General features: G+C 61.0%; 25 protein-coding genes, 1 tRNA gene, 1 other RNA gene and 1 pseudogene. 15 read left to right on the top strand and 13 right to left on the bottom strand.

All coding sequences use genetic code 11. The annotated features are described in order from the left end of the window. Window positions 1-9: 9 nt before the first annotated feature. The 11 genes from nuoH to tpiA form a co-directional block, all read right to left on the bottom strand. Complete coding sequence (nuoH, locus tag CKO25_RS07360) at window positions 10-1,044, bottom strand: NADH-quinone oxidoreductase subunit NuoH (protein ID WP_200387326.1); 1,035 nt, start codon at window positions 1,042-1,044, stop codon at window positions 10-12. 7 nt (window positions 1,045-1,051) lie between these two features. After that, the gene (gene nuoG / locus CKO25_RS07355; protein ID WP_200387266.1) at window positions 1,052-3,478 is read right to left on the bottom strand and encodes an NADH-quinone oxidoreductase subunit NuoG; all 2,427 of its coding nucleotides are present in this window, start codon (window positions 3,476-3,478) and stop codon (window positions 1,052-1,054) included. A gap of 166 nt (window positions 3,479-3,644) precedes the next feature. Then, complete coding sequence (gene nuoF / locus CKO25_RS07350) at window positions 3,645-4,928, bottom strand: NADH-quinone oxidoreductase subunit NuoF (RefSeq protein ID WP_200387265.1); 1,284 nt, start codon at window positions 4,926-4,928, stop codon at window positions 3,645-3,647. A 4-nt stretch (window positions 4,929-4,932) separates the two neighbouring features. Next, window positions 4,933-5,460, bottom strand: coding sequence for an NADH-quinone oxidoreductase subunit NuoE family protein (locus tag CKO25_RS07345; RefSeq protein WP_200387264.1), 528 nt, complete (start codon window positions 5,458-5,460; stop codon window positions 4,933-4,935). Beyond that, a complete protein-coding gene (locus CKO25_RS07340; protein ID WP_200387263.1) occupies window positions 5,460-6,716 on the bottom strand; it encodes an NADH-quinone oxidoreductase subunit D in 1,257 nt (418 codons plus the stop codon). Before CKO25_RS07340 ends, CKO25_RS07345 begins: the two co-directional genes overlap by 1 nt. Continuing rightward, window positions 6,709-7,422, bottom strand: a complete 714-nt coding sequence (locus CKO25_RS07335) for an NADH-quinone oxidoreductase subunit C (RefSeq protein WP_200387262.1) — start codon at window positions 7,420-7,422, stop codon at window positions 6,709-6,711. The genes CKO25_RS07340 and CKO25_RS07335 overlap by 8 nt, the downstream gene beginning before the upstream one ends. A 17-nt stretch (window positions 7,423-7,439) precedes the next feature. After that, window positions 7,440-7,916, bottom strand: a complete 477-nt coding sequence (locus CKO25_RS07330; RefSeq protein ID WP_200387261.1) for an NADH-quinone oxidoreductase subunit NuoB — start codon at window positions 7,914-7,916, stop codon at window positions 7,440-7,442. Then, window positions 7,907-8,263: an NADH-quinone oxidoreductase subunit A gene (locus CKO25_RS07325; RefSeq protein WP_200387260.1), complete on the bottom strand. Its 357-nt coding sequence runs from the start codon at window positions 8,261-8,263 to the stop codon at window positions 7,907-7,909. Before CKO25_RS07325 ends, CKO25_RS07330 begins: the two co-directional genes overlap by 10 nt. A 175-nt stretch (window positions 8,264-8,438) precedes the next feature. Further along, a tRNA-Leu gene (locus CKO25_RS07320) sits at window positions 8,439-8,523 on the bottom strand. A gap of 12 nt (window positions 8,524-8,535) precedes the next feature. Continuing rightward, window positions 8,536-9,096, bottom strand: a complete 561-nt coding sequence (gene secG, locus CKO25_RS21930) for a preprotein translocase subunit SecG (protein WP_200387259.1) — start codon at window positions 9,094-9,096, stop codon at window positions 8,536-8,538. Window positions 9,097-9,111: 15 nt separating this feature from the next. Beyond that, complete coding sequence (tpiA, locus tag CKO25_RS07310) at window positions 9,112-9,885, bottom strand: triose-phosphate isomerase (protein WP_200387258.1); 774 nt, start codon at window positions 9,883-9,885, stop codon at window positions 9,112-9,114. A 319-nt stretch (window positions 9,886-10,204) separates the two neighbouring features. On the opposite strand from tpiA, the gene smpB reads away from it, so the two are divergent. Together smpB and ssrA are read left to right on the top strand one after the other, a co-directional pair. Beyond that, window positions 10,205-10,684, top strand: coding sequence for an SsrA-binding protein SmpB (gene smpB / locus CKO25_RS07305; protein WP_200387257.1), 480 nt, complete (start codon window positions 10,205-10,207; stop codon window positions 10,682-10,684). 47 nt (window positions 10,685-10,731) lie between these two features. Continuing rightward, window positions 10,732-11,091, top strand: a transfer-messenger RNA (tmRNA) gene (gene ssrA / locus CKO25_RS07300). A 248-nt stretch (window positions 11,092-11,339) separates the two neighbouring features. Here ssrA and CKO25_RS07295 read toward each other — a convergent pair. Beyond that, window positions 11,340-11,852, bottom strand: a complete 513-nt coding sequence (locus tag CKO25_RS07295; RefSeq protein WP_242467465.1) for a site-specific recombinase resolvase — start codon at window positions 11,850-11,852, stop codon at window positions 11,340-11,342. Between the two features lie 577 nt (window positions 11,853-12,429). Here CKO25_RS07295 and CKO25_RS07290 point away from each other — a divergent pair. From CKO25_RS07290 to CKO25_RS07230, 13 genes are all read left to right on the top strand, one after another. Then, entirely contained in the window at window positions 12,430-12,762 is a 333-nt protein-coding gene (locus tag CKO25_RS07290) for an HVO_A0114 family putative DNA-binding protein (RefSeq protein ID WP_200387256.1), read from the top strand. Between the two features lie 16 nt (window positions 12,763-12,778). After that, window positions 12,779-13,477 (top strand): DUF3800 domain-containing protein, encoded by a 699-nt coding sequence (locus CKO25_RS07285; RefSeq protein ID WP_200387255.1) that lies wholly within the window; start codon window positions 12,779-12,781, stop codon window positions 13,475-13,477. Beyond that, window positions 13,477-13,947: a hypothetical protein gene (locus CKO25_RS07280; RefSeq protein ID WP_200387254.1), complete on the top strand. Its 471-nt coding sequence runs from the start codon at window positions 13,477-13,479 to the stop codon at window positions 13,945-13,947. Before CKO25_RS07285 ends, CKO25_RS07280 begins: the two co-directional genes overlap by 1 nt. Further along, entirely contained in the window at window positions 13,947-14,393 is a 447-nt protein-coding gene (locus tag CKO25_RS07275; RefSeq protein ID WP_200387253.1) for a hypothetical protein, read from the top strand. Before CKO25_RS07280 ends, CKO25_RS07275 begins: the two co-directional genes overlap by 1 nt. Continuing rightward, window positions 14,390-16,516: a type I restriction-modification system subunit M gene (locus CKO25_RS07270; RefSeq protein ID WP_200387252.1), complete on the top strand. Its 2,127-nt coding sequence runs from the start codon at window positions 14,390-14,392 to the stop codon at window positions 16,514-16,516. The genes CKO25_RS07275 and CKO25_RS07270 overlap by 4 nt, the downstream gene beginning before the upstream one ends. Further along, complete coding sequence (locus CKO25_RS07265) at window positions 16,513-17,982, top strand: ATP-binding protein (RefSeq protein WP_200387251.1); 1,470 nt, start codon at window positions 16,513-16,515, stop codon at window positions 17,980-17,982. Before CKO25_RS07270 ends, CKO25_RS07265 begins: the two co-directional genes overlap by 4 nt. Window positions 17,983-18,140: 158 nt before the next feature. Beyond that, on the top strand, window positions 18,141-18,329 hold the full coding sequence (locus tag CKO25_RS07260; RefSeq protein ID WP_200387250.1) for a hypothetical protein: 189 nt from the start codon (window positions 18,141-18,143) through the stop codon (window positions 18,327-18,329). Next, window positions 18,326-19,594: a restriction endonuclease subunit S gene (locus tag CKO25_RS21795; RefSeq protein WP_200387249.1), complete on the top strand. Its 1,269-nt coding sequence runs from the start codon at window positions 18,326-18,328 to the stop codon at window positions 19,592-19,594. The genes CKO25_RS07260 and CKO25_RS21795 overlap by 4 nt, the downstream gene beginning before the upstream one ends. Beyond that, a complete protein-coding gene (locus CKO25_RS07250; protein ID WP_200387248.1) occupies window positions 19,591-20,904 on the top strand; it encodes an AAA family ATPase in 1,314 nt (437 codons plus the stop codon). Before CKO25_RS21795 ends, CKO25_RS07250 begins: the two co-directional genes overlap by 4 nt. Then, window positions 20,905-21,534: an HNH endonuclease family protein gene (locus CKO25_RS07245; RefSeq protein WP_200387247.1), complete on the top strand. Its 630-nt coding sequence runs from the start codon at window positions 20,905-20,907 to the stop codon at window positions 21,532-21,534. Between the two features lie 49 nt (window positions 21,535-21,583). Further along, complete coding sequence (locus CKO25_RS07240) at window positions 21,584-22,159, top strand: ATPase (RefSeq protein WP_338115083.1); 576 nt, start codon at window positions 21,584-21,586, stop codon at window positions 22,157-22,159. After that, window positions 22,156-22,350 carry a hypothetical protein gene (locus CKO25_RS07235; protein ID WP_200387245.1) on the top strand — a complete coding sequence of 65 codons (195 nt, stop codon included), beginning with the start codon at window positions 22,156-22,158 and terminating at the stop codon, window positions 22,348-22,350. The genes CKO25_RS07240 and CKO25_RS07235 overlap by 4 nt, the downstream gene beginning before the upstream one ends. 274 nt (window positions 22,351-22,624) lie before the next feature. After that, window positions 22,625-25,672: a type I restriction endonuclease subunit R gene (locus CKO25_RS07230; protein ID WP_200387244.1), complete on the top strand. Its 3,048-nt coding sequence runs from the start codon at window positions 22,625-22,627 to the stop codon at window positions 25,670-25,672. 390 nt (window positions 25,673-26,062) lie between these two features. On the opposite strand, the pseudogene CKO25_RS07225 reads toward CKO25_RS07230, so the two are convergent. Further along, window positions 26,063-26,266: pseudogene (locus CKO25_RS07225) on the bottom strand (integrase core domain-containing protein); the annotation flags it as partial. Window positions 26,267-26,444: the final 178 nt, after the last annotated feature.

Here is a 26,444-nt window from a genome sequence, read left to right as displayed (position 1 = left end):
GACTCCGGCTCAAACGGACCACCAGGGTGGCAACTCATACAGCACCGCGAGTGCCACCACCAGAATCCAAACGATCGTGATCGGGATAAAGACCTTCCAACCCAATCGCATGATCTGATCGTAGCGATAACGTGGAAAGGTCGCCCGCAACCACAAAAAGACGAACATGAAGAAGAAGGTCTTAAGTAGCAGCCAATGGAAGCCGTCGCTCAAGAGCCGGTGATCGCCAATCCAACTGGCCGGCAGGGGCGAGAGCCAACCTCCCATGAATAAGAGCGCCGAGAGCGCAGAAATCAGGATCATGTTCGCGTACTCGGCGAGGAAGAAGACGGCAAAGGCCATCCCCGAGTACTCGACATGGAAACCGGCAACGATCTCCGACTCGCCCTCCGCCACGTCGAAGGGCGCCCGATTGGTCTCCGCAATGCCCGCAATGAGATAGACGCCAAACAGGGGCAGCAGCGGCAGCCAAAACCAGGTGAGGAGATGCCCCTCTTGGGCCGCAACGATCGCACCAAGATTCAGGCTGCCCGCGGCAACCAACACGCCCACCAGCGCGAAGCCCATGGCGATCTCATAGGCAACAATCTGGGCGGCGGAACGCATCGCCCCAAGCAGCGCGTATTTTGAGTTCGAGGCCCAACCCGCGATGATGATCCCGTAGACACCCAGGGAGGTCAGCGCCAAGAGATAGAGCAACCCGGCATTGATGTCCGCGAGGACCAGTCCTTCATCGAAGGGAAACACCGCCCAGGCCGCCATGGCCGGTGCGATCGTAATCATCGGCGCCATCAGGAAGAGGCCCTTGTCGGCCTTCGTCGGAATGACGATTTCCTTCATCATCAACTTGACCGCGTCGGCGATCGGCTGCAGCGAACCGCGCCAACCGACCCGGTTCGGACCGATCCGGACCTGGATGTAGCCGATCACCTTCCGCTCAGCCAGGGTGTAATAGGCCACCATCGCCAGAAGGGGTAGCAGGATCGCCAAGATCTTCAACAGGATCTGGATCACGACCGGAAGTGCATTCCATAGTTCGATCATCATGTCCTCATCCCGTCTCGCCAGGCTGTAGGTCACCCGTGGCGCGGATCTCCACTGGCCCCATCTGCGCGCCCAATCGCTCGCTGCCGCTCACCCCCGCGGGGATGCGGGCGCATCCCATGGGGACGGCATCGTCAAGCACGACCGTCGCCGCGACCGCCTCATCGCCGTCCTGACTGACTAGAACCGATTGAGTGGCCTCGACACCAAGCGCCTGGGCCTGTGCCGGATGCAGATAAACCCCGAAGGCCGCCCCCGGGATCGGCGTGGATTGCAGCGCCGGGGCACGACGCACCAAGGGATCAGTGGCATAAATCGGCACCGGTCCCACGCGCATCAGTTTCGGCGCGGCCGCGCGCTTCGCCTTGCTCCCGCCAGCGGCACGGCGCGGATGATTATCAAAGGGGGGCTCTTGACAGCAGGCCGCTAACTCGTCACGAACCTGACGGGCGTCACGATAATCGAACCCAGGCTGATCGAGGAGATTGCCGAGGACGCGCAATACCTTCCAACCCGGCCGGGCCTCGCCGGGCGGTGCGATCGCGCCTTGAAAGGACTGCCAGAGGCCGGAGGCGTTCACGAAGGTGCCCGACGTCTCGGCGAATGACGCAATCGGCAGCATCACATCCGCGACTGCCTCGAGCGACGGCGCCCGAAACGCGCTGCAGGCGACCACGAAGGAAGCCGCATCACACATCCTCATCGCCCGACGTGGGTCATTCAGATCGCGGTCGGGCTCGATCCCCCATAACACCAAGGTCTCGAGTGAGGCCTCAAGCATGGCGCCAACACTCAGTCCTGGCTCATCGACGGCTTCGCCACCAGGCCGTCCGTAAGGGACCGCGCCGGCAAGATGCGCACCGACACTGTTGGCCGCGGCGGGCAAATAGCCCAACGGGGCGCCCGCGGTGTCGGCGATCAGCCACGCAAGGGCCTTGATCAACCGATAGTCAGGATGCGCGGCGGCCAGCGCACCGAGCAGGACCGCCCCTGAGACGTCCTCCTCGCCCGCGTCGGTCTTCGCGTCCTTCAGGCGCGTTGCAATGGCCTCTTGCTCAGGGGTCGGGTCAGACGCCGCCACCAGCGTTTTCAGGACACCCGTGGGCTTTGCATTCAGGGCCCGGGCGATGCCAGCCAAATGGTCGAGCATTTCGGCGGGCGTTCCCACCAACTGCTCGGCAGGATGGGTCAGGGTCAAACTGAACGGATTCACACAGGCGACCAGCGAACCCGTGAGCGCGGCCTTGCGGATGCGATGCGCCAGCAGCGGTTGTTCTTGTCGAATGTCGGTGCCGATCAGGAGAATCGCCGGGGTCGTCTCGAGTGCCGCAATCGGTCGACCCAGCCAGGGTAGAAGGGGGTCGCTCGCGTCACCACTGAAATCCGCTTGGCGCAGACGGTGGTCGATATTGGCGCACCCGAGGCCACGTGCGAGCCGTTGCGCGAGATAACACTCTTCAAGCGTTGCTTGCGGGGCCAGCAGCCAACCAGTGCGTGCTGGATCGGCACCCTTCAGTCGTTCCGCGACGCTGGTCAAGGCCTCTTGCCAGGGCACCTCCTGCCAGACGCCATCGCGCTTCATCAGCGGTGTGGTGAGACGATCGGCAGCTTGCAACCCGGCATAACTGAAGCGATCGCGATCCGAGATCCAGGTCTCGTTCACCGCCTCGTTATCGCGCGGATGGACCCGCATCACTTCCCCGCTCCGCACATGCAGCCGTACGTTGGCGCCGACCGCATCATGGGGAGCGATGCTGTCGACGGCAGTGAGTTCCCATGCGCGCGCCTTAAACCGGTAAGGCTTCGAGGTGAGTGCGCCAACCGGACAGAGGTCGATGATATTGCCCGAGAGTTCGTGGCTCACGGTGTGCGTGATGAAGGTGCCGATGCGCATGTCCTCACCGCGTCCCGTCGCACCGAGTTCACGGACCCCGGCAATCTCGGCACCAAAGCGCACGCAGCGGGTGCAGTGAATACAGCGCGTCATCTCGGTCGCGATCAGTGGACCGAGGTCTTCGTCCTTGACCACCCGTTTGCGCTCGGTGAAACGCGAGACATCACCACCGTACCCCATGGCGACATCTTGCAGTTCACACTCCCCGCCTTGATCGCAGATCGGGCAGTCGAGTGGGTGATTGATCAGGAGGAATTCCATCGTGCCCTGCTGCGCATCAATCGCCTTCGGCGAGCGCGTCAAGACCCGCATCCCCTCTCCAACGGGAGTCGCACAGGCCGGCACGGGCTTCGGGAACGGACGCCCCCCTTGTTCCGCCTCGACCAGACACATGCGGCAATTGGCGGCGATCGACAGCTTTTTGTGATAGCAGAAGCGGGGGATATGAATCCCCTCACGGTCAGCGACCGCGATGATCATCTCACCCGCAACCGCATCACAGACACGCCCGTCGATCTCGATGGTGATCTTGTCCGTCATTCAGGTCTCTCGATCGGCGCCCCGGCGCCGAAGTCGACGCTGCGCGAGCGTGCGACTCCGGACGTGTTCGTCATCGCGAACAGGGCCGTTCAATTCGTTGCGACGCTGGTACCTGGACCGATTGCCTGGTCATGATCCCAGCCGCGGATTGGACGCAGCGCATCATTTACGCCGCCATGCTATGCCCGTTGTCGATCAGATACTCGAACTCGTGGCGATAGTGTTTCAGGAAACTCTGAACCGGCATCGCGGCGGCATCCCCCAAGGCGCAAATGGTCCGCCCGCCGATGCGCCCGGCGACGCTATCGAGTAGATCCAAGTCAGACCGGCGACCCTGCCCGTTCAAAATGCGCTTGAGCACCCGCTCCAGCCACCCCGTGCCCTCGCGACACGGCGTGCACTGACCGCAGGACTCGTGCATGTAGAAATGTGCGAGGTTGTGCAAGACCTTCACCATGCAGGTCCCCTCGGCAATCACGATCACCGCCCCCGAGCCCAACATGGAACCGACCTTCGCGATCGAGTCATAGTCCATGTTGACGTCCATCATGACCTCACCTGGAACCACGGGGACCGATGAGCCGCCCGGAATCACGGCCTTGAGGGACCGCCCATCCCGCATGCCACCAGCCATCTCGAGTAACTCGCGAAAGGGTGTCCCCAGCGGAACCTCGAAGTTGTCGGGGCGCGCGACATGGCCCGTGACCGAAAAGAGCTTCGGGCCACCATTGTTCGGCAGACCCTGCTCGAGAAACCATTGTCCACCCTTCTCGAGGATCACCGGGATCGATGCCAACGATTCGGTGTTGTTGATGGTCGTCGGACGACCATAGAGACCGAACTGTGCAGGAAAAGGAGGCTTGAAGCGCGGCTGTCCTTTCTTGCCCTCGATCGACTCCAGCAAGGCGGTCTCCTCGCCACAAATGTAGGCACCCGCGCCCAGGTGAATATGGAGGTCGAAATCGATCCCCGAGCCTTGAATATCCTTGCCCAACAAACCGGCCGCGTAGGCCTCCGCGAGTGCCTCTTCGCACCGCGCGATCGGCTCGTAGAATTCACCCCGGATGTAGTTGTAGCCGACGGTGGCGCCAATGCAGTAGCCCGCGATGGCCATCCCCTCGATCAACTGATGCGGGTTATAGCGCAGGATGTCGCGGTCCTTGCAGGTCCCAGGCTCGCCTTCGTCGGAGTTGCAGACGATGTATTTTTGGCCCGGCGCGTTGCGCGGCATGAAGCTCCATTTCAAGCCGGTTGGGAATCCCGCCCCGCCCCGCCCGCGCAGTGCCGAGCGTTTGACCTCCTCGATCAAAACTGTGGGATCTGGGCGCTCGCGCAGGATCTTTTCCCACTGGACATAACCGCCAAGCCCGCGGTATGCCTCAAGGGTATACCGACTCGACGCGTCGAGGTGCATGGTTCTGAAACACACACTGTTCTGATTCTGGACCATTGGCCTACTCCAGTTCGTCGATCAACCGATCGAGCGCCTGCGGCGACAGGTTCTCATGATAGGTCTGGTCAACTAGCACCGCCGGGGCATGACGACAGGCGCCGAGACATTCGACCTCCTTGAGGGTCAGACGACCATCCGGGGTGGTTTCGCCAACACGCACGCCGTATTTCTGCTCGACGTGCTCAATCAGCTCCTCCGATCCGAGCAGCATGCAGGAGATGCTATTGCAGACGCAGACCTTATGACGGCCCTGTGGCTCAAGGTCGTACATGCCGTAGAAGGTGGCCACCTCATAGACCGAGACTTCCGGCATATCGAGGTAGGCCGCCACATCGTCCATCAGCTCGCGCGTGAGCCACCCACCATTGGCCTCTTGAACGATCGTCAGAGCCGGCATCACGGCGGATTGCTTCCATTCGGTAGGATACTTCGCGATCCAGGTTTCGATCTCAGCACGGATTTCTGGCGTGAAGAGCGATGCCTTATCACGATCGTGGATCACCGCCAGCGGCGCAGTACGGAAACTCATCAGCGATCGATCTCCCCGAACACGATGTCCAGTGTCCCAATGATCGCCACGACATCCGCAAGCATGTGGCCTTGCGACATTTCATCGAGCGCGGCGAGATGCGGGAACCCTGGAGCACGGACTTTCAAGCGATAGGGTTTGTTGGCCCCGTCGGAAACGATGTAGCACCCAAACTCACCCTTCGGCGCCTCCACGCAGGCGTAGACCTCGCCGGGCGGTGGACAGTAGCCTTCGGTGAAGAGTTTGAAGTGATGGATCAGGGCTTCCATGTCATCCTTCATATCGGCGCGCAGTGGCGGTACGATCTTATGGTCGTCGATCGCCACCGGGCCAGGATGAGCGCGCAGCCAGGCCACACACTGCCTGATGATGTGATTGGACTGCCGCATCTCCTCCATCCGCACCAGATAGCGGTCGTAACAATCCCCGTTCACGCCCACTGGGATGTCGAACTCGACCTTGTCATAGGCGGCGTAGGGCTGTTTCTTGCGCAGATCCCACTCGACCCCTGAACCACGCAGCATCGGGCCCGTAAAGCCGAGTTGCAAGGCGCGTTCGGGTGAGACGACACCGATCCCAACGGTGCGCTGTTTCCAGATGCGGTTATCGGTCAGGAGGGTCTCGTACTCGTCAACATGGCCGGGGAAGCGGTCCGTGAAATCTTCGATGAAGTCGAGCAGCGAACCCTGGCGCGCGGCATTGCGCTTGGCAATCGTCTTTTCGCTGTGCCACTTCGAACTGCCACGATACCGCGGCATCTGCTCCGGCAGATCACGATGGACCCCGCCCGGTCGGTAGTAGGTCGCGTGCATGCGCGCGCCCGAAACCGCCTCATAGCAGTCGAGTAGGTCCTCGCGCTCGCGAAAGCAGTAGAGGAAGATGCTCATCGCCCCGATGTCGAGGCCGTGCGCGGCAAGCCACATCAGGTGGTTCAGGATCCGCGTGATCTCGTCGAACATGGTTCGGATGTACTGGGCCCGCTCCGGTGCCTCGACTCCGAGCAATTTCTCGATCGCCCGAACGTACCCATGCTCGTTACACATCATGGACACATAGTCCAACCGGTCCATGTAGCCGATACTCTGGTTGTATGGCTTGGACTCGGCGAGCTTCTCGGTACCACGATGCAGCAAACCGACATGGGGGTCAGCGCGCTCGATGACTTCGCCGGACATCTCCAGCACCAAGCGGAGCACGCCATGCGCCGACGGGTGTTGCGGTCCGAAATTCAGGGTGTAGTTGCGAATCTCAGGCATGAGGCGCCTCTGAACTCACCGCGGTTCCGACGTAACGATGATCGTCACGGATGACACGCGGCACCAGGACACGCGGAGTAATGGATACAGGCTCATAGATGACTCGGCCTTGCGCCGGGTCATAACGCATCTCGACATGGCCAGACAGCGGGAAATCCTTACGGAAGGGATAACCGACGAACCCATAATCGGTGAGGATGCGGCGCAGATCCGGGTGTCCGCTGAACAGGATCCCGAAGAGATCGAAGGCTTCACGCTCGAACCAATTGGCCGCGGCCCAGACCGGCACGATCGATGCCACCACCGGTTGCGCCCCGTCGGCATAGACCCGCACCCGCACGCGTTGGTTGTGTACCAGCGACAGCAGATGGTAGACCACCGCGAAGCGATGCGGATGATCGAGGGCGAAGTCTTGATCACGATCCACACCGCGCCCAAAGCCGGTATTGGAGGCGTCATCAGTCGTCCACTGCGAGGATCCGTAAGCCGCGTAATCGACCCCGCAGAGATCGATCAGCTGTTCGAAGCGCAGGTCCGGGTGATCGCGCAGGATCCAGGCGACCTCGAGTAAGGCCGCCGCCGGAATCACAAGGGTCACCTCACCATGCTCGACCAGGGTCTCGTGTTCGTGATCGGCCAGGGCACCGTCGAGCACCTTGACGAGCGTGGTTAACCGTTCCGGGTTGGACAGGATATCTGTTGCCATGGGATAGACTTCGGTTCTCAGCGGGCGATGGTGTTCGTGCGTCGAATCTTGTTCTGGAGTTGCAGGATGCCGTAGAGCAAGGCTTCCGCCGTCGGGGGGCATCCCGGGACATAGACATCCACCGGCACGATACGATCACAACCACGCACCACGGCATAGGAATAGTGGTAATAGCCGCCGCCGTTGGCGCACGACCCCATCGATATCACCCAACGCGGCTCGGCCATCTGGTCATAAACCTTGCGCAAGGCCGGGGCCATCTTGTTGACCAGCGTCCCGGCGACGATCATGACGTCCGACTGTCGCGGACTCGGCCGAAAGATGATTCCAAAGCGGTCGAGATCATAGCGTGCCGCCCCGGCATGCATCATCTCAATGGCACAGCAGGCGAGCCCGAAGGTCATGGGCCACAAGGACCCGGTACGCGCCCAGTTGATGAGCTGATCGGCGGATGTGGTGACGACGCCTTCTTCGAGAATGCCCTCTATTCCCACTCCAGTGCCCCCTTCTTCCACTCGTAGACGAACCCAACCACCAGGATTCCCAGAAAGATGACCATGGCCCAGAACCCGTACAGACCAAGTTCATCGAGTACCACGGCCCACGGGAAGAGAAACGCGATCTCCAGATCGAAGATGATGAAGAGGATCGCAACCAGGTAGTAGCGTACGTCGAACTTTAAACGCGCATTCTCGAATGCCGCAAACCCACATTCATAAGGGGAGTCTTTCTCTGCGTCTGGACGACGTGGCCCGAGGAAGTATCCCAGCGCCAGCGGACCCACGCCAACCAGGATTCCGACAATGATAAAAATCAAGATTGGCAGATAGTTATCGAGCACCAGCTCCCCCTTGAATTCGGATTCGATGCCTCTGGCAGAGGCCGAAGTCTAGAGCAGGCGTCGCCAGAGTGTCAACCCAAACTCAATTCAAATATTTGGATTTTCAAATCTTTACGCGGATTGGTTGGCAAAAAAAACGGCATGCCACTGAGGCGGCATGCCGTTTGCTTTTGAATGGTGCCGACGGCCAGACTCGAACTGGCACGGCTTGCGCCACTACCCCCTCAAGATAGCGTGTCTACCAATTTCACCACGTCGGCTAAATAGGACAATCACTCGGGCCGGTCCATGTCCGGCTGGTCGAGGGCACCGTCTTCGACGATTACCTCGACATCGTCGAGATGTTCGCCAGGAACGACCTCGATCTCGCGCACATCCTCCACGCCGAAGACAGGAGCGTCAAGCACTCTTTCCTCGGCATCGGTTTCGGTCTCAATCGCATCATCGACCGCACCAGGGACGGATGGCACGTCAATCATCTCGTCCGTCTCGAAGTCCATCGCTTCGCCCGGAATCGCTGGAATGTCCGATACCGGCTCGACGGCATCCGGCATCAGGATCACCCGATCATCGACACGATTCATGATCGTATCTGGCTCGGACCCTTTGGTCGCGTAGTACGCTAGGGCCATGCTGGTCAGGAAGAAGATCGTGGCCATGACCGCCGTCGCCCGCGTCAGGAAGGACCCCGATCCGCGTGAACCGAACACGGTCGCGGAGGCGCCGCTCCCGAAAGCCGCTCCAGCATCCGCGCCCTTACCGTGCTGAATTAGAATCAGACCGATCAGCCCGAGCGAGAGAAAGACCTGGAAAATTGTCAGTATGGTTTGCATGGTTCGCTCACGCCGCTATCGTGCCGAGGCGACAGACTGCTCCCCTGCCCGACAAATCGCCAGGAAGTCTGTTGCATCAAGGGATGCACCGCCGATGAGGCCCCCATCGAGGTCGGGCTGCGCGAGCAGCTCGGACGCATTCCCCGGCTTCATACTGCCGCCGTACAGGATGCGGATCCCTGCCGCAATCTCCGGATCCAGGGCGGCAATGCGTGCGCGAATGAAGGCATGCACGTCCTGGGCTTGTTCGGGTGTTGCGGTCATCCCGGTGCCGATTGCCCACACAGGTTCATAGGCAATCTCGACCTTACGGAAGATCTCGATCCCAATGCGTTCGATCACACCGTCGACCTGACCCGCGATCACGGCATCCGTCTCGCCCTGCTGTCGCTGCTCCAGCGTCTCACCGACACAAAAGATAGGTCGCAAACCGGCGGAAACGGCTTGCGCGATCTTTGCAGCGACGATGGCATCATCCTCGCCATAGTATTCGCGTCGCTCGGAGTGTCCGCAGATCACGACGTGACATCCGAAATCCAACAGCATCGACGCCGAAACCTCACCCGTGAAGGCGCCACCCGACTCGGTGCAGAGATTCTGCGCACCCAGCGCGACCGCGCTGCCCTTCAGCATTCGCTCGCTCTGTTCGAGGTAGGGAAACGGGACGCACACGGCGACATCCACATTCGAGAGGTCCTGCATGCCACCAACGACACCTTCCAACAGGGTCGTCACGCTGGCTTTGCTGCCGTTCATCTTCCAATTCCCGGCAATCAGCGGCTTTCGCATCGAACCTCTCCTAGTAAATCGAGCCGTTAAATTTAGCTGGAGGCCACGCGGAAATCAAGCCTCGTTTGCTTTACACTTCGCACTCAACAGGCATGATGTGCAGCCACATCCGCCCTGAATGTCTTCACTTCGGATCCGCCCGACCGAATTGGTCCAACCCACCCCGTCCGATCCAGGGACCCGACCGGGTGCGCGCCGATGACGACGCAGACAGCGCCCGCGCGCGGAGCGCGACGGCGGCACCAGACAGCCGCGCCACCGCCTCCGGTTGCGCCACGGCCGATCCCTGCTGACGACCCCGGACACGACTGAGCTTCCCATGGCGAAAGGAAAACACAAGAAAGGCGATGGCGGTTCCACGATCGCCCTGAACAAAAAGGCTGGTCACGAATACTTTATCGAGCAACGCATCGAAGCCGGCATCGTGCTCGAGGGCTGGGAGGTCAAGAGCCTGCGCGCCGGCCGGCTCCAGCTTAAGGAAGGTTACGTGAAGATCCTGCAAGGCGAGCCCTTCCTGATCGGGGCACACATCTCCGCTCTCGCCGCGGCCTCGACCCACGTACAACCGAACCCAACGCGCGCCCGCAAGCTCTTGCTCAAGCGCAGCGAAATCAACCGCCTCATCGGTCAAACCGAGCGCGCCGGCTACACCCTCGTGCCCACCGCGATGTACTGGAAGCGTGGCCGGGCCAAACTCGAGATCGGCCTAGCGAAGGGCAAGAAGCAGCACGATAAGCGTGACACTGAAAAAGACCGGGACTGGCAACGCGATAAGGAACGCTTGTTTAAGACGCGATGAGCTTGCCGGGGAACACCTGATCCGCTAGAGTGTCGGATTGTTGACTTGGGGGCGACTTGGCTTCGACGTGGGTCGCAAAACCTAAGGTGCATGCCGAGGTGCGGGTAACCTCGTAAATCCAACCGCAAACCAATAGTTGCCAACGACGACAACTACGCCCTCGCTGCTTAATCCCAGCGGGCCTCACACCGTGACCTGCCTATGGGTAACGGATTCGTGGGGTAACCTCACATAGGATCGTGGTGACGGGAGCTCGGACCTGAACCACTAAAACCCAATTCGAGATCGCCGACCAATCGCCCTGCCCCTCGGGCGGTGGAACGCTAAAAACAATAGAGCGGGCTAAGCATGTAGGACCGAGGGCAGAGGGCTTGCGGACGCGGGTTCGATTCCCGCCGCCTCCACCAAGCACAAGGGTCTGGATCGTCTCCAGGCCCTTTTTCTTTACGCGAATCCCCGCGTAGCGCGGGGTTCCGAGGGTTTGCCCTGCGGGTGCCATCCCCTTCGGATGTGCCGAATCGGCCTATTTCCCGGCCAGCCCAGTCTCTTTTCTCTGTTTTCCCGGCGGGTAGTCGCGTGGCCGAACGCTGCGTTTACAAGGGCTTGGCGCGGCCTTTCCGTGGTCGACCATGCCCACCAATTGGCCGACAAACCGCTACGCATCGAACCCGTCGACCACCCGCCGCTGCTCGATCCAGTCCAGCGGCAGCGGGTTACGCTGGAACCAGATCAGACTCATGCAGCGCGGCTGCTGCCCGGCCAGGATGGCCTGGATGATGGTGGGCTCCAGTAGGGTCAGGCGCAGCAGTTCGTTCACCGTCGAGTGATGCAAGCCTTCGCGCTGGGCGATCTCGCTGCCACTGGCCACCACGCCCTCGTCGAGTAGCTGTTGCCAGTAGAAGGCCCGCGCCAGCGCGACCAGCATAGGGCTGTCGAACTGGCCGCGTGCGGTGGTCGAACTGCCGCTCTCCCCGTCCGGCCGGATCACCACCTTGCGCACGCCGCGCTTGCGAATCTGCAGCGGGATGAAGGTCGAGAGCTTCACGGCGCCACCATCAACGAACCAGTCCAGGTCACGCTGCTCGCCACGGCTGACCTGTCCACTGCCGTGCTCGGACTGCACCAATGCCACGGCGTCGGTGATGACGGCGTCGATGCCGGCCAACATCTGCTCCAACTGCTCGGTGCTGAAGCGCCGCAGATCTTCCTGGCAGAGGCGGCAATGCGCACCGCGTTCGGCAACTCCAGAAGTTGTTCGAGCGGTGTGGTCAGGGCCAGGGTGAGCAGATGCGGATTCATTCCCCAACAGTCTACCGAGGGCGGTCCAGCGTGGTCCACGCAAATCCGTACCGGTGCAGCATTGTCCGGGCCGGCCCCGCAGTCCACCCGCAGGAACCGTCTCCGTGATGATCCGGCGCAAGGTTATGTCTGCGCTTGCAGCGGTGTAAACAATAGGAACCAACCGTCACAACCATCACCACAGTCACGTTGAGCCTCGACCCGTGATGGTCGTGACGATGGTGATGGTCACCCCTATTGTTATGGTCGGCGCACGCGCAGGTGCCCCAGGCGAGAGGGGTCCTTCCCGGCCAGAAGGCCATGCGGGGGGCGGGAGCGCGGCATTGCGCTACCGGCAGGGTGCAAACCGAGGTTTGCGGGGTTTACGGATTGCACTTCGAGATCCGACGGTGAAGCATAATATGCTCGCGTGATAGCATCTCGGAATCACAACGAGGAACCCCAGCATGCGCACAGTGATTGGCATCCGTCCGGCCAAACCCCGCCACCGAGCAGGCGATGGCGCCACTGACCCCGAGCCTACCGTCTGGTTCGATTCCTGGCGGCAGTTGGCCAGCCTGCTGTCGGACGAAAATCGCGCGCTGCTGCGCCTGATGCGCGAGCGCCAACCACGCACCGTGTTGGAGCTGGCCGAATGGTCCGGTCGAGCGGCCAGCAACCTGTCGCGCACCCTGCGTCATTTGGAGCGCCATGGTCTGGTCAAGATGCACCGCAGCCCGGACACCCGCGCCGTGCGCCCGGAGGCACTGGCCACCGAGTTTCTGATCGTGCTGGATTGACCTGAGAGGAACAACGATGAAGTTCGAGGTGTATTGCGACGAAGCCAATCCGGATGTACTGACATCCGCGAATCCGCGTGCACGACACCTCATGATCGGCAGCCTCTGGCTACCCGAGGAATTGCGCAACGAAATCAAATCACGCGTCGGCGCGCTGCGGGAACGTCACCAAGCTTGGGGCGAGATCAAGTGGAGCAAGGTGTCGCCCAACCGCCGCGATTTTTACGTCGAACTGATCGATCTGTTCTTCGCCTATGGCGACAATCTGCGTTTCCGCTGCATTGCCGTTGATCGAACCCAGCTCAATCTTGCTCTGCACGACAACGACGGCGAGCTGGGCTTCTACAAGTTCTATTACCAGCTGCTGCATCACTGGATTCTGGACTTCAACGCCTACCGGATCTTCTGCGACGTCAAGAGCAACCGCGACCCGAAGCGGCTGCCTGTACTGGCTAGATGTCTTGCACGCGCGAATCTCACGTCGAGTATCGACGGCATCCAATCGCTGCCGTCCCATGAAGTGGTATTGATCCAGTTGTGCGATTTATTGCTGGGTGCGGCCAGCAGCCGCATCAACGACACGCTGCGTGACGGCACGGCCAAGGCCGCCGTCGTCCAACGTCTCGAATCAGCGCTGGGCCGAACGCTCGCCCCGACCCACAAGGGCGAAGAGAAGTTCAACATCTTCAAGATTCGCCTGCAGGGAGGCTGGTAATGGCGTTACCGCCTCTTGTTCACTACGCCACGGTCGCTGAATACAGCTCGCATTACGAGCGAGTCTACTGCCGGGGCAACATCCAGACTTTTGACGGCATCCGCGTGTACTTCGGTGTAGGCAAATTTGGCCACATGTTCTACGAGAGCACGGCGCGGGATGGTCGCAAGGATGTCTTTTCCCCGGTGCGCGCACAGCGCATCGATTGGATCAAAGCGACCCTGGAGCACCCCACGGCCGCGCTGTTCGAAGGCTGGGATAAGGCGTCAAGACGGTACGATGCAACGCGCCGCGTGGCCGTCGTCTACGAGGATTTCGTCGTCGTGGTCGCGATGGGACTGAAGCAGGATGGTTCACTGAAAGCCAACTTCGTGACCTGTTACCAGGCCGACAGCAGCATCGGGAAGATCAGAAGTTCGCCGATATGGTCACGGGCAGCGTGCCTGCGCCTGCTGGGAGGTGGCCTGTGATGGCAGCCCAGAAAAAACAAAGGCCGCTGATTCGCTACGCGGGTTCAGCGGCCGAAACCTCGATAGGTTCAAAGCCGATAGGCAGTGAACTCAATGCCAGAGTGTATCCCGAATGGCCTGCTTGTCAAGCCGGGCTGGCTTTGGCTCAAACCCTGGCCTATCTGCCCACCTTGCGCCAAACCGCCGGGCCAAACGCCAGAAACAACGGCGTAACTCTTTGTCCTAATGCTGTTTACGGCTTGGCTCGAATCGGATGCCGGAGCCAAAGCAGGCTGCCGGAATCCCTATCGGACAACCTGCGCCCGATCGGCAATAGCCGGGCGATAGAAAATGGGCGATACGCCCAGGCATACCTGACAAATCGATGCCTTATATCGATCACCACGGGTACGGCAGGGTCGATAGCGGCACAACTGAATCTCTCGCATTCCAGGACGCACCCATGAGCGCCAGCTTTCAACAACTCGCCAACTTCATCTGGTCCGTCGCCGACCTGCTGCGCGGCCCCTACCGCCCGCCGCAGTACGAACGCGTGATGCTGCCGCTCACGGTGCTGCGCCGCTTCGATGCCGTGCTGGCGCCGAGCAAGGAAGCCGTGCTCAAGCGCTATGCCGAGCTGAGCAGCAAGGGCATCCCCAACATTGATGTCATCCTCAACAACCTGGCCAAGGACGAGGACGGCACGCCGCTGGGCTTCCACAACCACAGCCAGCTCGACTTCTACAAGCTCAAGGGCGACCCTGACAACATCGGCCGCCACCTGGCCGACTACATCAACGGCTTCTCCGAGAACATCCGCAAGATCTTCGAGCGCTTCGAGTTCGACAAGGAGATCGAGAAGCTCGAAGAGTCGAACCGTCTGTACCAGGTGGTCGCCCAGTTCGCCGAGATCGACCTGCACCCCAAGCGCGTCGACAACATCACCATGGGTCTGGTGTTCGAAGACCTGATCCGCCGCTTCAACGAAGCCGCCAACGAAACGGCCGGCGATCACTTCACCCCGCGCGAAGTCATCCAGCTCATGGTCAACCTGCTGCTGGAGCCCGACACCCGCGTGCTCACCCGGGCCGGTGTCATCGTCACCATCTGCGACCCGGCCTGCGGCACCGGCGGCATGCTGGCCGAGGCACAGAACTGGATTCGCGCCCACAATGAACAGGCCACGGTCAAGGTCTTCGGGCAAGACTACAACCCGCGCTCCTACGCCGTGGCCGCCTCCGACCTCTTGATCAAGGGCCACAAGGATGGCCAGGTGGTGCTGGGCAACACCCTCACCGACGACCCGTTCCCGGATCACCGCTTCGACTACCTGCTGGCCAACCCGCCCTTCGGCGTGGACTGGAAGGCGGAGAAGAAAGTCATCGACCGCTGGCCCAACTTCCGTGGCTACAGCGGCAAGCTGCCGCGCATCAACGACGGCGCCCTGCTGTTCCTGCTCTACATGATGAGCAAGTTCCAGGACTATAAAGCTGGCGACCGCGACAAGCCCGGCTCGCGCACCGCTATCGTCTTCAACGGCTCGCCACTGTTCACCGGTGGCGCCGGCAGCGGCGAGAGCGAGATCCGCCGCTGGATCATCGAGCGCGACCAGCTCGAAGCCATCGTCGCCCTGCCCGAGCAAATGTTCTACAACACCGGCATCGGTACCTTCATCTGGGTGGTGACCAACCGCAAGAGCCCGCACCGCAAGGGCAAGATCCAGCTCATCGACGCCCGCGAGCGCTACACGCCGATGAAGCGCAGTCTGGGCGACAAGCGCCGTTACCTCGACCAAGCCGCCCTCGACGGCGTCACGCGTGAACATGGTGCCATGGAGAACAGCGAAACTAGCCGTGTGTTCGACAACACCGACTTCGGCTATCGCCGAGTTACCGTGTTGCGTCCGCTGCGCCTGCGCTTTCAGATCACCGAGGAGGCCCGCGAGCGTTTCCTCAACACCTGCCCGGAACTGTTCGATGCCTTGCAGGCTGTGCAGGACGAACTGGACAGCGAACCGCTGCTGGATTGGAACCAGACCTGGGGTGCCGTGCAGCAGGTGTTCAAGAACCTGCCCGGGGACATCGAAGGTTGGGCCAAGGGCGCCAAGGGCTCGGCGCAGAAGAAGATCTTCCGCGACTGTTTTACCACCACGGACCCAGAGGCTGCGCCGGTCATTGCCAAGCGCCACAAGAAGGGCGACGTTCCCGTCAGTTCTGAATGGTTCCCGCAGCAGACGTTGCCCGCAGTTGAATCGAGCGAACTGTATGCACTCTTGGGCTTGTATGCCGATGTCAAAGCCCTCGTGGAATACGAACCCGACCCGGCGCTGAAGGATGTCGAAAATATCCCGCTGAAGGAAGACATCGTCAGCTACGTGCTGCGCGAGGTACGTCCCTACGTGACCGATGCCTGGATCGACCGCGAGATGAGGGACGAACAGGACGGCGGCATCGGCAAAGTCGGCTACGAGATCAATTTCAACCGGGTGTTCTTTCAGTACCAGCCGCCGCGCCCGCTGCACGAGATCGATGCGGAACTGGCCGATGTGGAGAAGCGGATTCTGGACTTGCTGCGGGAAGTGACGGAATGAGTATCGATCGCCCCGAAAAGGAGCTGCTCGGGATCTTGACCGAGCTACGCAAACTGCCCCGTGAAACCGAGTGGGTCGAGTTCAAACATAACAATGCGGATCCCGAGGGAATCGGGGAATACCTCTCCGCTCTTGCCAACGCCGCCGCGCTGTCCGGCAAGGTACTCGCCTGGCTGGCCTGGGGCATCGACGATACGACACACGATATCATCGGTACTACTTTCGACCCAACGACAGCCAAAGTCGGCAACGAGGAGCTGGAAAGCTGGTTGCTGCGTCTGCTCTCGCCCAAGATCAATTTTCGCTTTTACACATTTCAGGCCGAAGACAATCCGGTCGTCCTGCTGGAAATCGGGGCGGCCTTTCGGCATCCGGTGCAGTTCAAGGGGGCGGAATTCATCCGCATCGGTTCCTACAAGAAGAAACTGAAAGAGTTTCCAGAAAAGGAGCGTGAGTTGTGGCGGGTTTTCGATCGCACTCCTTTTGAGAAGGAGATCGCCGCCGACAACATCGCTGCCGAGGAAGTGCTGCGACTGCTCGATTATCCCGCCTATTTTGATCTGCTCTCCCTTCCTCTTCCAGAAGGCAGGGATGGAATTCTGGCGGCCCTTGCGACCGACGACATGATTGCCCGGGGCAGTGGCGGCAACTGGAACGTCACCAACCTCGGGGCTGTGCTCTTCGCAAAGCGGCTGGCCGATTTCCGAACGCTCACCCGCAAGGCGGTTCGGGTGGTGCTTTACAAGGGCGAAAGCCGCGTGGAAACCGTGCGCGAGCAGGAGGGAAGCAAGGGCTACGCCGCAGGGTTCGAAGGGCTGATCGGTTTTGTCACCAACTTGTTACCCAGCAACGAAGTCATTGGCCAGGCCCTGCGCAAACAGGTGCCCATGTTCCCGGAACTGGCCATCCGCGAGCTGGTGGCCAACGCCGTAATCCACCAGGATTTCCACCTCGCTGGCACCGGTCCCTTGGTGGAGATTTTCGGTAACCGCATGGAGATCACCAACCCCGGCCTGCCGCTGGTGCAGACCGACCGCTTTCTCGACAGCCTACCGCGTTCGCGCAACGAGGCGCTGGCCTCCTTCATGCGCCGTATTGGCGTCTGCGAGGAGCGCGGCAGCGGTGTCGACAAGGTAGTTTTCCAGACGGAGCTCTACCAGCTCCCTGCGCCAATCTTCGAAATCACAGATGAGCATACACGTGCCGTCCTGTTCGCCCACCGCGAATTCAGGGATATGGACAAGGCGGACCGCATCCGCGCCTGCTACCTGCACGCCTGCTTGCGCTACGTTCAGCGCGACTACATGACCAACACCACCCTGCGCGAGCGGTTTGGTATCGACGAAAAGAACAGCTCCATGGTCTCGCGCATCATCAAGGACAGCATCGAGGCCGGGTTGATCTGCTGTCACGACGACACCGTGGGTAGCCGCGCTCGCAAATACCTGCCGAGGTGGGCACGATGACCGTGGCCTTGTTGCTTGATCGATGCTTGATCGGATCGCAATATCCGACACTCCTTGCGAATGTTTTGTCGGAATATCAGCCGCTTGGGCGGGTCGCATTGCTTGACCGTTGCTTGACTGGCCGTCGTGCAGGGCCTGCCGGACAGCGGCTCTGCACGATGGGGAATCGCCGCGACTGCGCGACGCCGGACAAGCGCGACGTTGGCATCGGCAAGGTTGACTGCGAGAGCAATTTCAACCGCGCGTTCTTTCCATACCAGCCGCCGCGCCCGCTGCACGAGATCGATGCGGGACTGGCTGGCGTGGAGGAGCGGATTCTGGACTTGCTGCGGGAGGTGACGGAGTGACACCTACCGCTTCGCTTGCTGCGCGGCGCCTGAAGTACGCTGCGACGATTAACGACGAGGCGCTCTCAGAATCGACCGATTCTGATTTCGAGCTGGCTTACATCGACATCGGCAATGTTGACTCTCAGGGGCGGGTACACGACATCGTCAACTATCGCTTCGAAGATGCACCCAGCCGAGCCCGCCGCATCGTGCGCGATGGTGACGTCATCATCTCGACCGTCCGCACCTACCTGCAAGCCATCGCGCCAGTCGAAAGTCCGCCAGAGAATCTGATCGTCTCGACGGGATTTGCAGTCGTCAGGCCATCGAACGTACTTGACCACCGGTTCTGCAAATACGCCCTTCGTGCGAACCGATTCCTGTGGGAGGTCGAAAGCCGATCAACTGGCGTCAGCTACCCGGCCATCAATGCATCCGATCTCGGCGACATCAAGGTCAGCTTGCCGGAAGTTGGAACTCAGCGCCTCATCGCCAACTACCTCGACCGCGAAACCGCCCGCATCGACGGGCTGATTGCCGAGAAGGAACGCATGCTGGCTCTGCTGGAAGAAAAGCGCGCCGCCCTAATCAGCCGTGTCGTCACGCGTGGCCTCGACCCCAACGCCCCGCTCAAACCCTCCGGCTTGGAGTGGCTGGACGAGATTCCAACGCATTGGGAGATCTGCCAACTGAAGCGCGTTTGGGCTTCATCGGACTATGGCCTATCGGAGAGCATCAGGGACGAAGGATACATTGCAGTTCTCCGTATGAGTTGCATCGTCGATGGTCGGGTTGATGTTTCGAAGTCCGGCATGATCACGGAGGTCGACGGCCACTTGCTGCTCCGACGAAACGATCTGCTCTTCAACCGAACGAACAGTCTGGATCAGATCGCGAAAGTCGGGCTTGTGGATTTTGACCCGGAAGAGCCTTTGACCTTCGCTTCCTATCTGGTTCGTATTCGTACGAATCATCGCGCAGTGCCGCAGTACTTGGTCGCGCTACTGAATGCGTCACTGTTTCTAGAGTTCGCCCGAAAGAACGCGATTCCTGCCATCGGTCAGGCCAATTTGAGCCCAACGCGATACGGCGAGATTCATATCCCTCTTCCGCCAAAGGCCGAGCAGGAGGAGATTGTCACATTCCTCAAGCGAGACGCAGAGACTTCGACTCCAGTCCGCGAACACATCAGAAGCTCCATCAATCTGCTGAAGGAGCGCCGCGCAGCGCTTATCTCGGCCGCTGTCACCGGCCAGATCCCGCTGGAGGAGATGCCCGGATGAAACTGGAAACCCTCTCCCTCGCGCACTGTGGCGGCTTCGAGCAGCTCGACATCGCCTTCGAGCCGGATGTGACACTGATCGCCGGCGTCAACGGCGTGGGCAAGTCCACGGTGCTGCACGCGCTGGCGGTATTGCTGTCGCGGGCGTTGCCGGAGTTCACGCCTTCGCGCTCGGCGCCGCTGTACTTCACCGATGACGACATCCACAGCGACAAGGCCTCGCTAGAGGTGTCCGCCCGCATCCAGATCGATGGCCAGCTTATCAACGTCGGGGTGCAGCGCTTGCGCGCGGCGGACGACAAGGGCGACCGCTTCATGCTGCTGCGGCAGGCCGAAGCTGCCACCGGCGACACCGATTTCGCCCACGCGCTGAGCGGCCGCACGCTGACTGGCGAACCGGATGCCGGCATCAAGGAAACCCGCGTTGCGCTGGCGAGCCTGAAGAACGCTGCCCATCCGCCACTGGCGGTGTATTTCTCGCCCAAGCGCCAGTTGCCCGGCCAACCGCGCAGCCTGCCTGAAGCCAAGCCCTTCAACCCGTCCATCGCCTACGGCCGTGCCCTGCATGACCGCGAGGTGGAGCTGCGCGAGTTCATGCACTGGTTCCGCACCCAGGAGAAGTTGGGCGCTGCCAACGAACCACGCCGCCTTAAGGTGCTGGACGCGCTGCGTGCCGTGGTGGGTGAGCTGCTGCCCGAGTTCGGCAACCTGCGCATCCAGGAACAACCGCGACTCGGCTTCGTGGTGGACAAGCGCGGCCAGCCGTTTTACCTGCACCAACTATCCGATGGCGAACGCGGCCTGCTGGCCCTGGTGTTCGACCTCACCCGGCGCCTGGCCATCGCCAACCCGGACAGCGACGACCCGATTGCCGAGAGCGTGGCGCTGGTCTTGATCGACGAGATCGAGCTGCACCTGCATCCCAAGTGGCAGCGCGATGTCCTGCAACGGCTGCGCGACATCTTCAAGGCCTCTCAGTTCGTAGTGACCACCCATTCGCCGCTGGTGCTGGGCGAGGTGCCGGCACGCTGCGTGCGCTTCCTCGAATTCGTGGATGGCAAGGTGGGCGTGACCCTGCCCACCGAGGCCTATGGCATGGATGCCAACCGCATCCTGCAGGAGTTGATGGGCGCGCCGGTGCGCAACCGTGAGGTGGACTGTGAGCTAAAGGCCCTCTTCGAGCTGATCGATCAGGAGCGCTTCAACGATGCCCGTGCCGCAATTGCAGATCTCGAACGCAAACTGGGCGAAGACGAGCCCGAGTTGACCCGGGCCAGTGCCTTGATTCGTTTCCTGGAGGGCAACGAGTAGATGCGGACCATCCAAAAGGGGCCGGAGCCGGCCAGCTTGACCCAGCATCGCCAGCAGCCGCATGCCGATTACGACAACTACGCCGACAAGGCCGCCTTGCGGCAGGCGTTGGTGGCCGAGCAGCGCGGGCTGTGCTGCTACTGCCAGTCACGCATCCGGGCCACACCCGAGGGCATGAAGATAGAACACTGGCAATGCCAGGCCGACCACCCCGGGCGGCAGCTTGATTTCGGAAATCTCCATGGTGCCTGCCTGGGCGGCCGCGGCCGGCCCGAACGGGAGCAGCATTGCGATACCCGCAAGGGCAACAATGTCCTGTGCTTCAGCGTGTGCGACCCCGCCCACCCCATCGAACGGCAGATCCGCTTTCTGGGTGACGGCACGATCAAGGCGGATGACGCGGACATGGACGAGGCCCTTAACACGGTGCTCAACCTTAATCTTCCGCGTCTGATCAGCAATCGCAAGGCCGTGCTCACAGCATTTCAGCAACGCTTGCAGGACGGCCGCCGCGTCGATCCGGCGCGCGAGCTACCCAAATGGGACGGCAGCCAACCCGGCGAGCTGCCGGAGTTCGCACAGGTGATCGTCTATTGGCTACGAAAAAAGCAAGCGAGGGCTGCCGTATGAAGCGCACCAGCGTAGCCGCTTTCGAAACCGCCATCGAAGAGATGTGGCAGTGAGGCCCAATTGCTGGATCATCGCCGGCCCCAATGGCACGGGCAAAACCACCTTCGCGCTGGAATACCTGCCCAGGGTCGCGGGCTGCTCCCATTTCATCAACGCCGACCTGATTGCCGCCGGACTTGCGCCGCTCGCCCCGGAGCGGGAATTGCTCGCCGCCAGTCGGATTTTCCTGCGCGCGATCGAGGAGCGAATCAGGAAACGCGAAGACTTTGCCTTCGAAACCACCCTGGCAGGACGCAGCTATTTGCGGCTGGTTGAGAGGTTGCGCCGCGACGACTGGTGCGTCGAGTTGATCTATCTGGCGCTGCCCAGCGCCGAAATGTCGAAACTACGGGTCGCCGAGCGAGTGGCGCATGGCGGGCATGCCATCCCGCTGGCGGATATCGAGCGGCGCTTTCCCCGTAGCCTGCGCCACCTGCTCGATGATTTCAGCCATCAGGTCGATCGCTGCACCTGTTTCATGAACGATGGGGAAAGTCCGGTGCTGGTTTTTGAGCAATGTGAAGAAAACCGCGATATCTTGCACCAAGTCTATTATCAGCTTCTGATTGAAGAGGCCGAACGATGAACGCCTCACGAAGGACGATTCCATCCGCTGAGGGGCAAAGGCAATTGGATGCGCTTCACCGAGCCGTCACCAAGGCGCTGGAGAAAAAGCGGCGTCTGGGTCAGTACGCTGTGACCTGGCAAGACGGCAAGCCATTGGTGGCCGGGGAGGATGCGCCCGATGTCGAGTTGCAGGGGGCAAGGCACTCATGAATCCCGCTCCCATCAACCCCCTCGATATCCTCGGCCAGCTCGATTGGGCCCAGGGTGACGACCTGGAATTCAAGTCCGCGCAGGGCGGGTTGCCGACGAGTTCTCCAATCCCGGCACCCTGCTGGTCTCCTTCGACCAGTTGTTGCGTGGCAATGTCAGCGAGTGCCGCAACAAGGCGCTGCAAACCATGTTCATGCTGATCGGGGGCGCCGAGAAGGCCGGAAGGAAACGCCGTTTCTTTAACTAACGAACCGGACACGTAAAGGATGACGCCATGAAGTCCACATCCGAAGCCGCCTTCGAAACCGCCATCGAGACGATCTTGCTGGGTGACGGATACACGCGCGTCGATACCAACGGCTTCGACCGCAAGCGCGCGATTTTTCCCGACGAGACGCTGGCCTTCATCCGCGCTACCCAAAGCAAGGTATGGGAGAAGCTGGAGGCGCTACACGGCGAGCAGACCGGTGCGCGTGTGCTGGAGTCGCTGTGCAAGTGGCTGGATACCCATGGCGCACTGGAGATCATGCGCCACGGCTTCAAATGCTTCGGGCGCACGCTGCGGATTGCCTTCTTCCGTCCGGCCCACGGGCTGAATCCGGAGCTGGAGGCGCGCTACCAGGCCAACCGGCTGGGGCTAACCCGGCAGTTGCGCTTCAGCCCGAAGTCGGAAAAGTCGCTCGATGTGGTGCTGTCGGTCAACGGCATTCCGGTCGTGACGCTGGAATTGAAGAATCCCCTGAGCGGCCAGACGGCGGCGAACGCCATCCACCAGTACCGCCACGACCGCGACCCGCGGGAGCCGATTTTCTCGTTCGCCAAGCGCAGCCTGGTGCACTTTGCGGTCGATACCGAAGAGGCTCACATGGCCACGCGGCTGGCGGGTCCATCCACTTATTTCCTGCCCTTCAACCGGGGCCTGGACGGCGGCGCCGGCAATCCCCCCGACCGAGACGGGCGCAACTACAAGACGGCCTACCTGTGGGAAGAGGTCTTGCAGCGCGACAGCCTGCTCGATCTGCTCGCACGTTTTCTACACGTGGACGTGCAGGAGAAGGTCACCGAGGACGGCAAGAAGGCGCGTAAGGAGAGCCTGATCTTTCCGCGCTATCACCAGTTGCAGGCGGTGCGCCGGATGGTGGCGGCCGCAGCCAGCGAGGGCGTGGGGCACAACTACCTGGTCGAGCACTCGGCCGGCAGCGGCAAGAGCAACACCATCGCTTGGCTGGCACATCGGCTCTCCAGCCTGCATAACGCACGCGACGAGCGCCTGTTCGACAGCGTCGTGGTCATCACCGATCGTGTTGTGCTGGACCGCCAGTTGCAGAACACCATCTACCAGTTCGACCACCGTCAGGGCGTGGTGCAGAAGATCGACGCGGACTCGCGTCAGCTCGCCGAAGCGCTGGAAGCCGGGGTGCCGATCATCATCACGACGTTGCAGAAGTTTCCCTTCGTGTCCGGGCAATTGGCCAAGCTGAGCGAGGAGCGCGGCGACGCTGCGAAGAGCCACCTGCCGACCCGCAAGTACGCGGTGATCATCGACGAGGCGCACAGCTCGCAATCGGGCGAGACGGCTACGGAGCTCAAGGGCGTGCTGGGAGGCGCCGAATTGCGCCGCAAGGCTCAAGAGATGGCCGAGGAGGAAGGCGAAGTCGAGCTTGAGCACCTGTTCCGCGCCATGGCCAAGCGCGGCCGGCAGCCGAACATGAGTTTCTTCGCCTTCACCGCCACGCCGAAGCACAAGACGCTGGCGATCTTCGGCCGCGATGGCGAGCCCTTCCACCGCTACACTATGCGCCAGGCCATCGATGAAGGCTTCATCGAGGATGTTCTGAAGAACTACGTCACCTACAAGACCTACTACAAGCTGATCAAGAAGGCCGAGGACGACCCCAACGTCGAGCGCAAGAAGGCGGCCAAGGCGCTGGCCCGCTTCATGCGCATGCATCCGCACAACATCGGCCAGAAGACCGAGGTGATGGTCGAACATTTCCAGCACTTCACCCGCCACAAGATCGGCGGTCACGCCAAGGCGATGGTGGTCACCGGCTCGCGGCTGGAAGCCGTGCGTTACAAACAGGCGTTCGACCACAGGATTCAGGAGAAGGGCTACCCGATCAAGACCCTGGTCGCCTTCTCGGGCACGGTGGAAGACGACAAGACGCCGGAGAAGACCTACACGGAAGTGGAGATGAACGGCGGGGTAAAGGAGAAGGCACTGCCCGACACCTTCTCCAAGCCTGATTACCGCGTGCTGCTGGTGGCGGAAAAGTACCAGACGGGCTTTGATCAGCCGGTGCTGCATACCATGTATGTCGACAAGCGCTTGGCGGGTATTCAGGCGGTCCAGACCCTCTCCAGACTCAATCGCACCCACCCCTTGAAGGATGACACCTTCGTGTTGGATTTCGTGAATGACCCCGCCGAAATCCAGGACGCCTTCCGCCAGTATTACGAAGGCTCGGTCATGGGCGAGCAAGTCGATCCGGACAAGCTCTACGAGGTCAAGGCGGAGCTCGATGCCTCGGGCATCTATCTGCAGACCGAAGTGACCGAGTTTGCTCGCGTGTTCTTCGCGCCGAAGCGCCGGCAAAGCCCAGGCGATCACAAGGCGATGAATGCCGTTCTGGACCAGGCGGTCGCACGCTTCGCACGGATGCAGAACGCGGAAGAGGAGGAGGCCGAGCTTTGGCGCGGCAAACTGCAGGCCTTCCGCAACCTCTACAGCTTTCTGAGTCAGGTGATTCCCTACCAGGACAGCGACCTCGAAAAGCTCTTCACCTATCTGCGCCATCTCGCGCTCAAGCTACCCAAGCGCAAGAACGGACCCGGCTATCAGTTCGATGAAGACGTCGAGCTCGACTACTACCGATTACAGAAGATCAGCGAAGGCTCGATCAGCCTGAACGAAGGCTATGCCAAACCGCTGGACGGGCCACGTGAGGTAGGGTCCGGAATCGTGCGTGAGGAACATGTTTCGCTGTCACGTCTGATCGACATCATCAACGAGCGCTTTGGCGGCGAACTCAACGAGGCGGATCAGCTGTTTTTCGACCAGATTGCGGAGGCGGCGAGCCAGAACGAAGCGCTGCAGAAGGCCGCCGAGGTCAACTCGCTGGACAAGTTCCAGCTGGTATTCCGGCAGGTGCTGGAATCACTGTTCATCGAGCGGATGGAGTTGAACGAGGAGCTGTTCACCGACTACATGGGCAAGCCGAACATGCAGGAACTGGTATCAAAATGGCTCGGCAGCCAGGTCTATGAGCGGCTCTCACCCCGAGGCCCACGGTCGTCGGGCGATATGGCCCCGAAGGCATGACCCGAGCGGGTGCCGGCAAAGACGGATGCCTTCCACCAGTTATCCGAAAATCCCGGATAACTGGTCCCCGCACCCGCAACCCTCCGGAGATTCCGGACAGTTGCCTACCCGCAAGCTCGCGGGAATTCGCTCCGCTTTGCACCGGCCCGAAATGGCCGACTAAGGGAGCATTTCTGCCGTCAACCATCCGCCACCAAGCACAAGGGTCTGGATCGTCTCCAGGCCCTTTTTCTTTACGCGAATCCCCGCGTAGCGCGGGGTTCCGAGGGTTTGCCCTGCGGGTGCCATCCCCTTCGGATGTGCCGAATCGGCCTATTTCCCGGCCAGCCCAGTCTCTTTTCTCTGTTTTCCCTGTTTTCCCTGTTCTGGTCAAGTCGCAGCGGACACGGATTAAGCAGCAACCGCTAAAAAATGTTGCTGTGGGGTGATGTACCCCAGGGACGAGTGGAGTCGGTCGCTGTGGTACTCCATCTCCATCTCGATGTCCTGAACGATGTCTTGCCGGGCCTGCTCACGGTTGAGGTAACGCTGGTCGGCCAGCCACTCGCTTTTCAGTGAACCAAAGAAGCGCTCCATGACCGCATGGTCCCAGCAGGCTACAATTGAACCACCTCAAGTGGCTTGCTTGCTCAAGCATGCCTTTGCAATGGCCTCACGGCGCTGCGTCGCGCCAATCTGGGGGACAAGAAGGGATTGTTCTATTCGGCCTTCTTCGAACTATCGATTGGTCTTGAGCGGGTGTTGAAGCTGGTCTTGAAGCTGGTCTTGATCC

The sequence above is a fragment of the Thiocapsa imhoffii genome (assembly GCF_016583985.1).
GTDB classification, from domain to species: domain Bacteria; phylum Pseudomonadota; class Gammaproteobacteria; order Chromatiales; family Chromatiaceae; genus Thiocapsa; species Thiocapsa imhoffii.
Note: the sequence above shows the minus strand (reverse complement) of the source record. Positions and strands in the feature narration are given on the sequence as shown.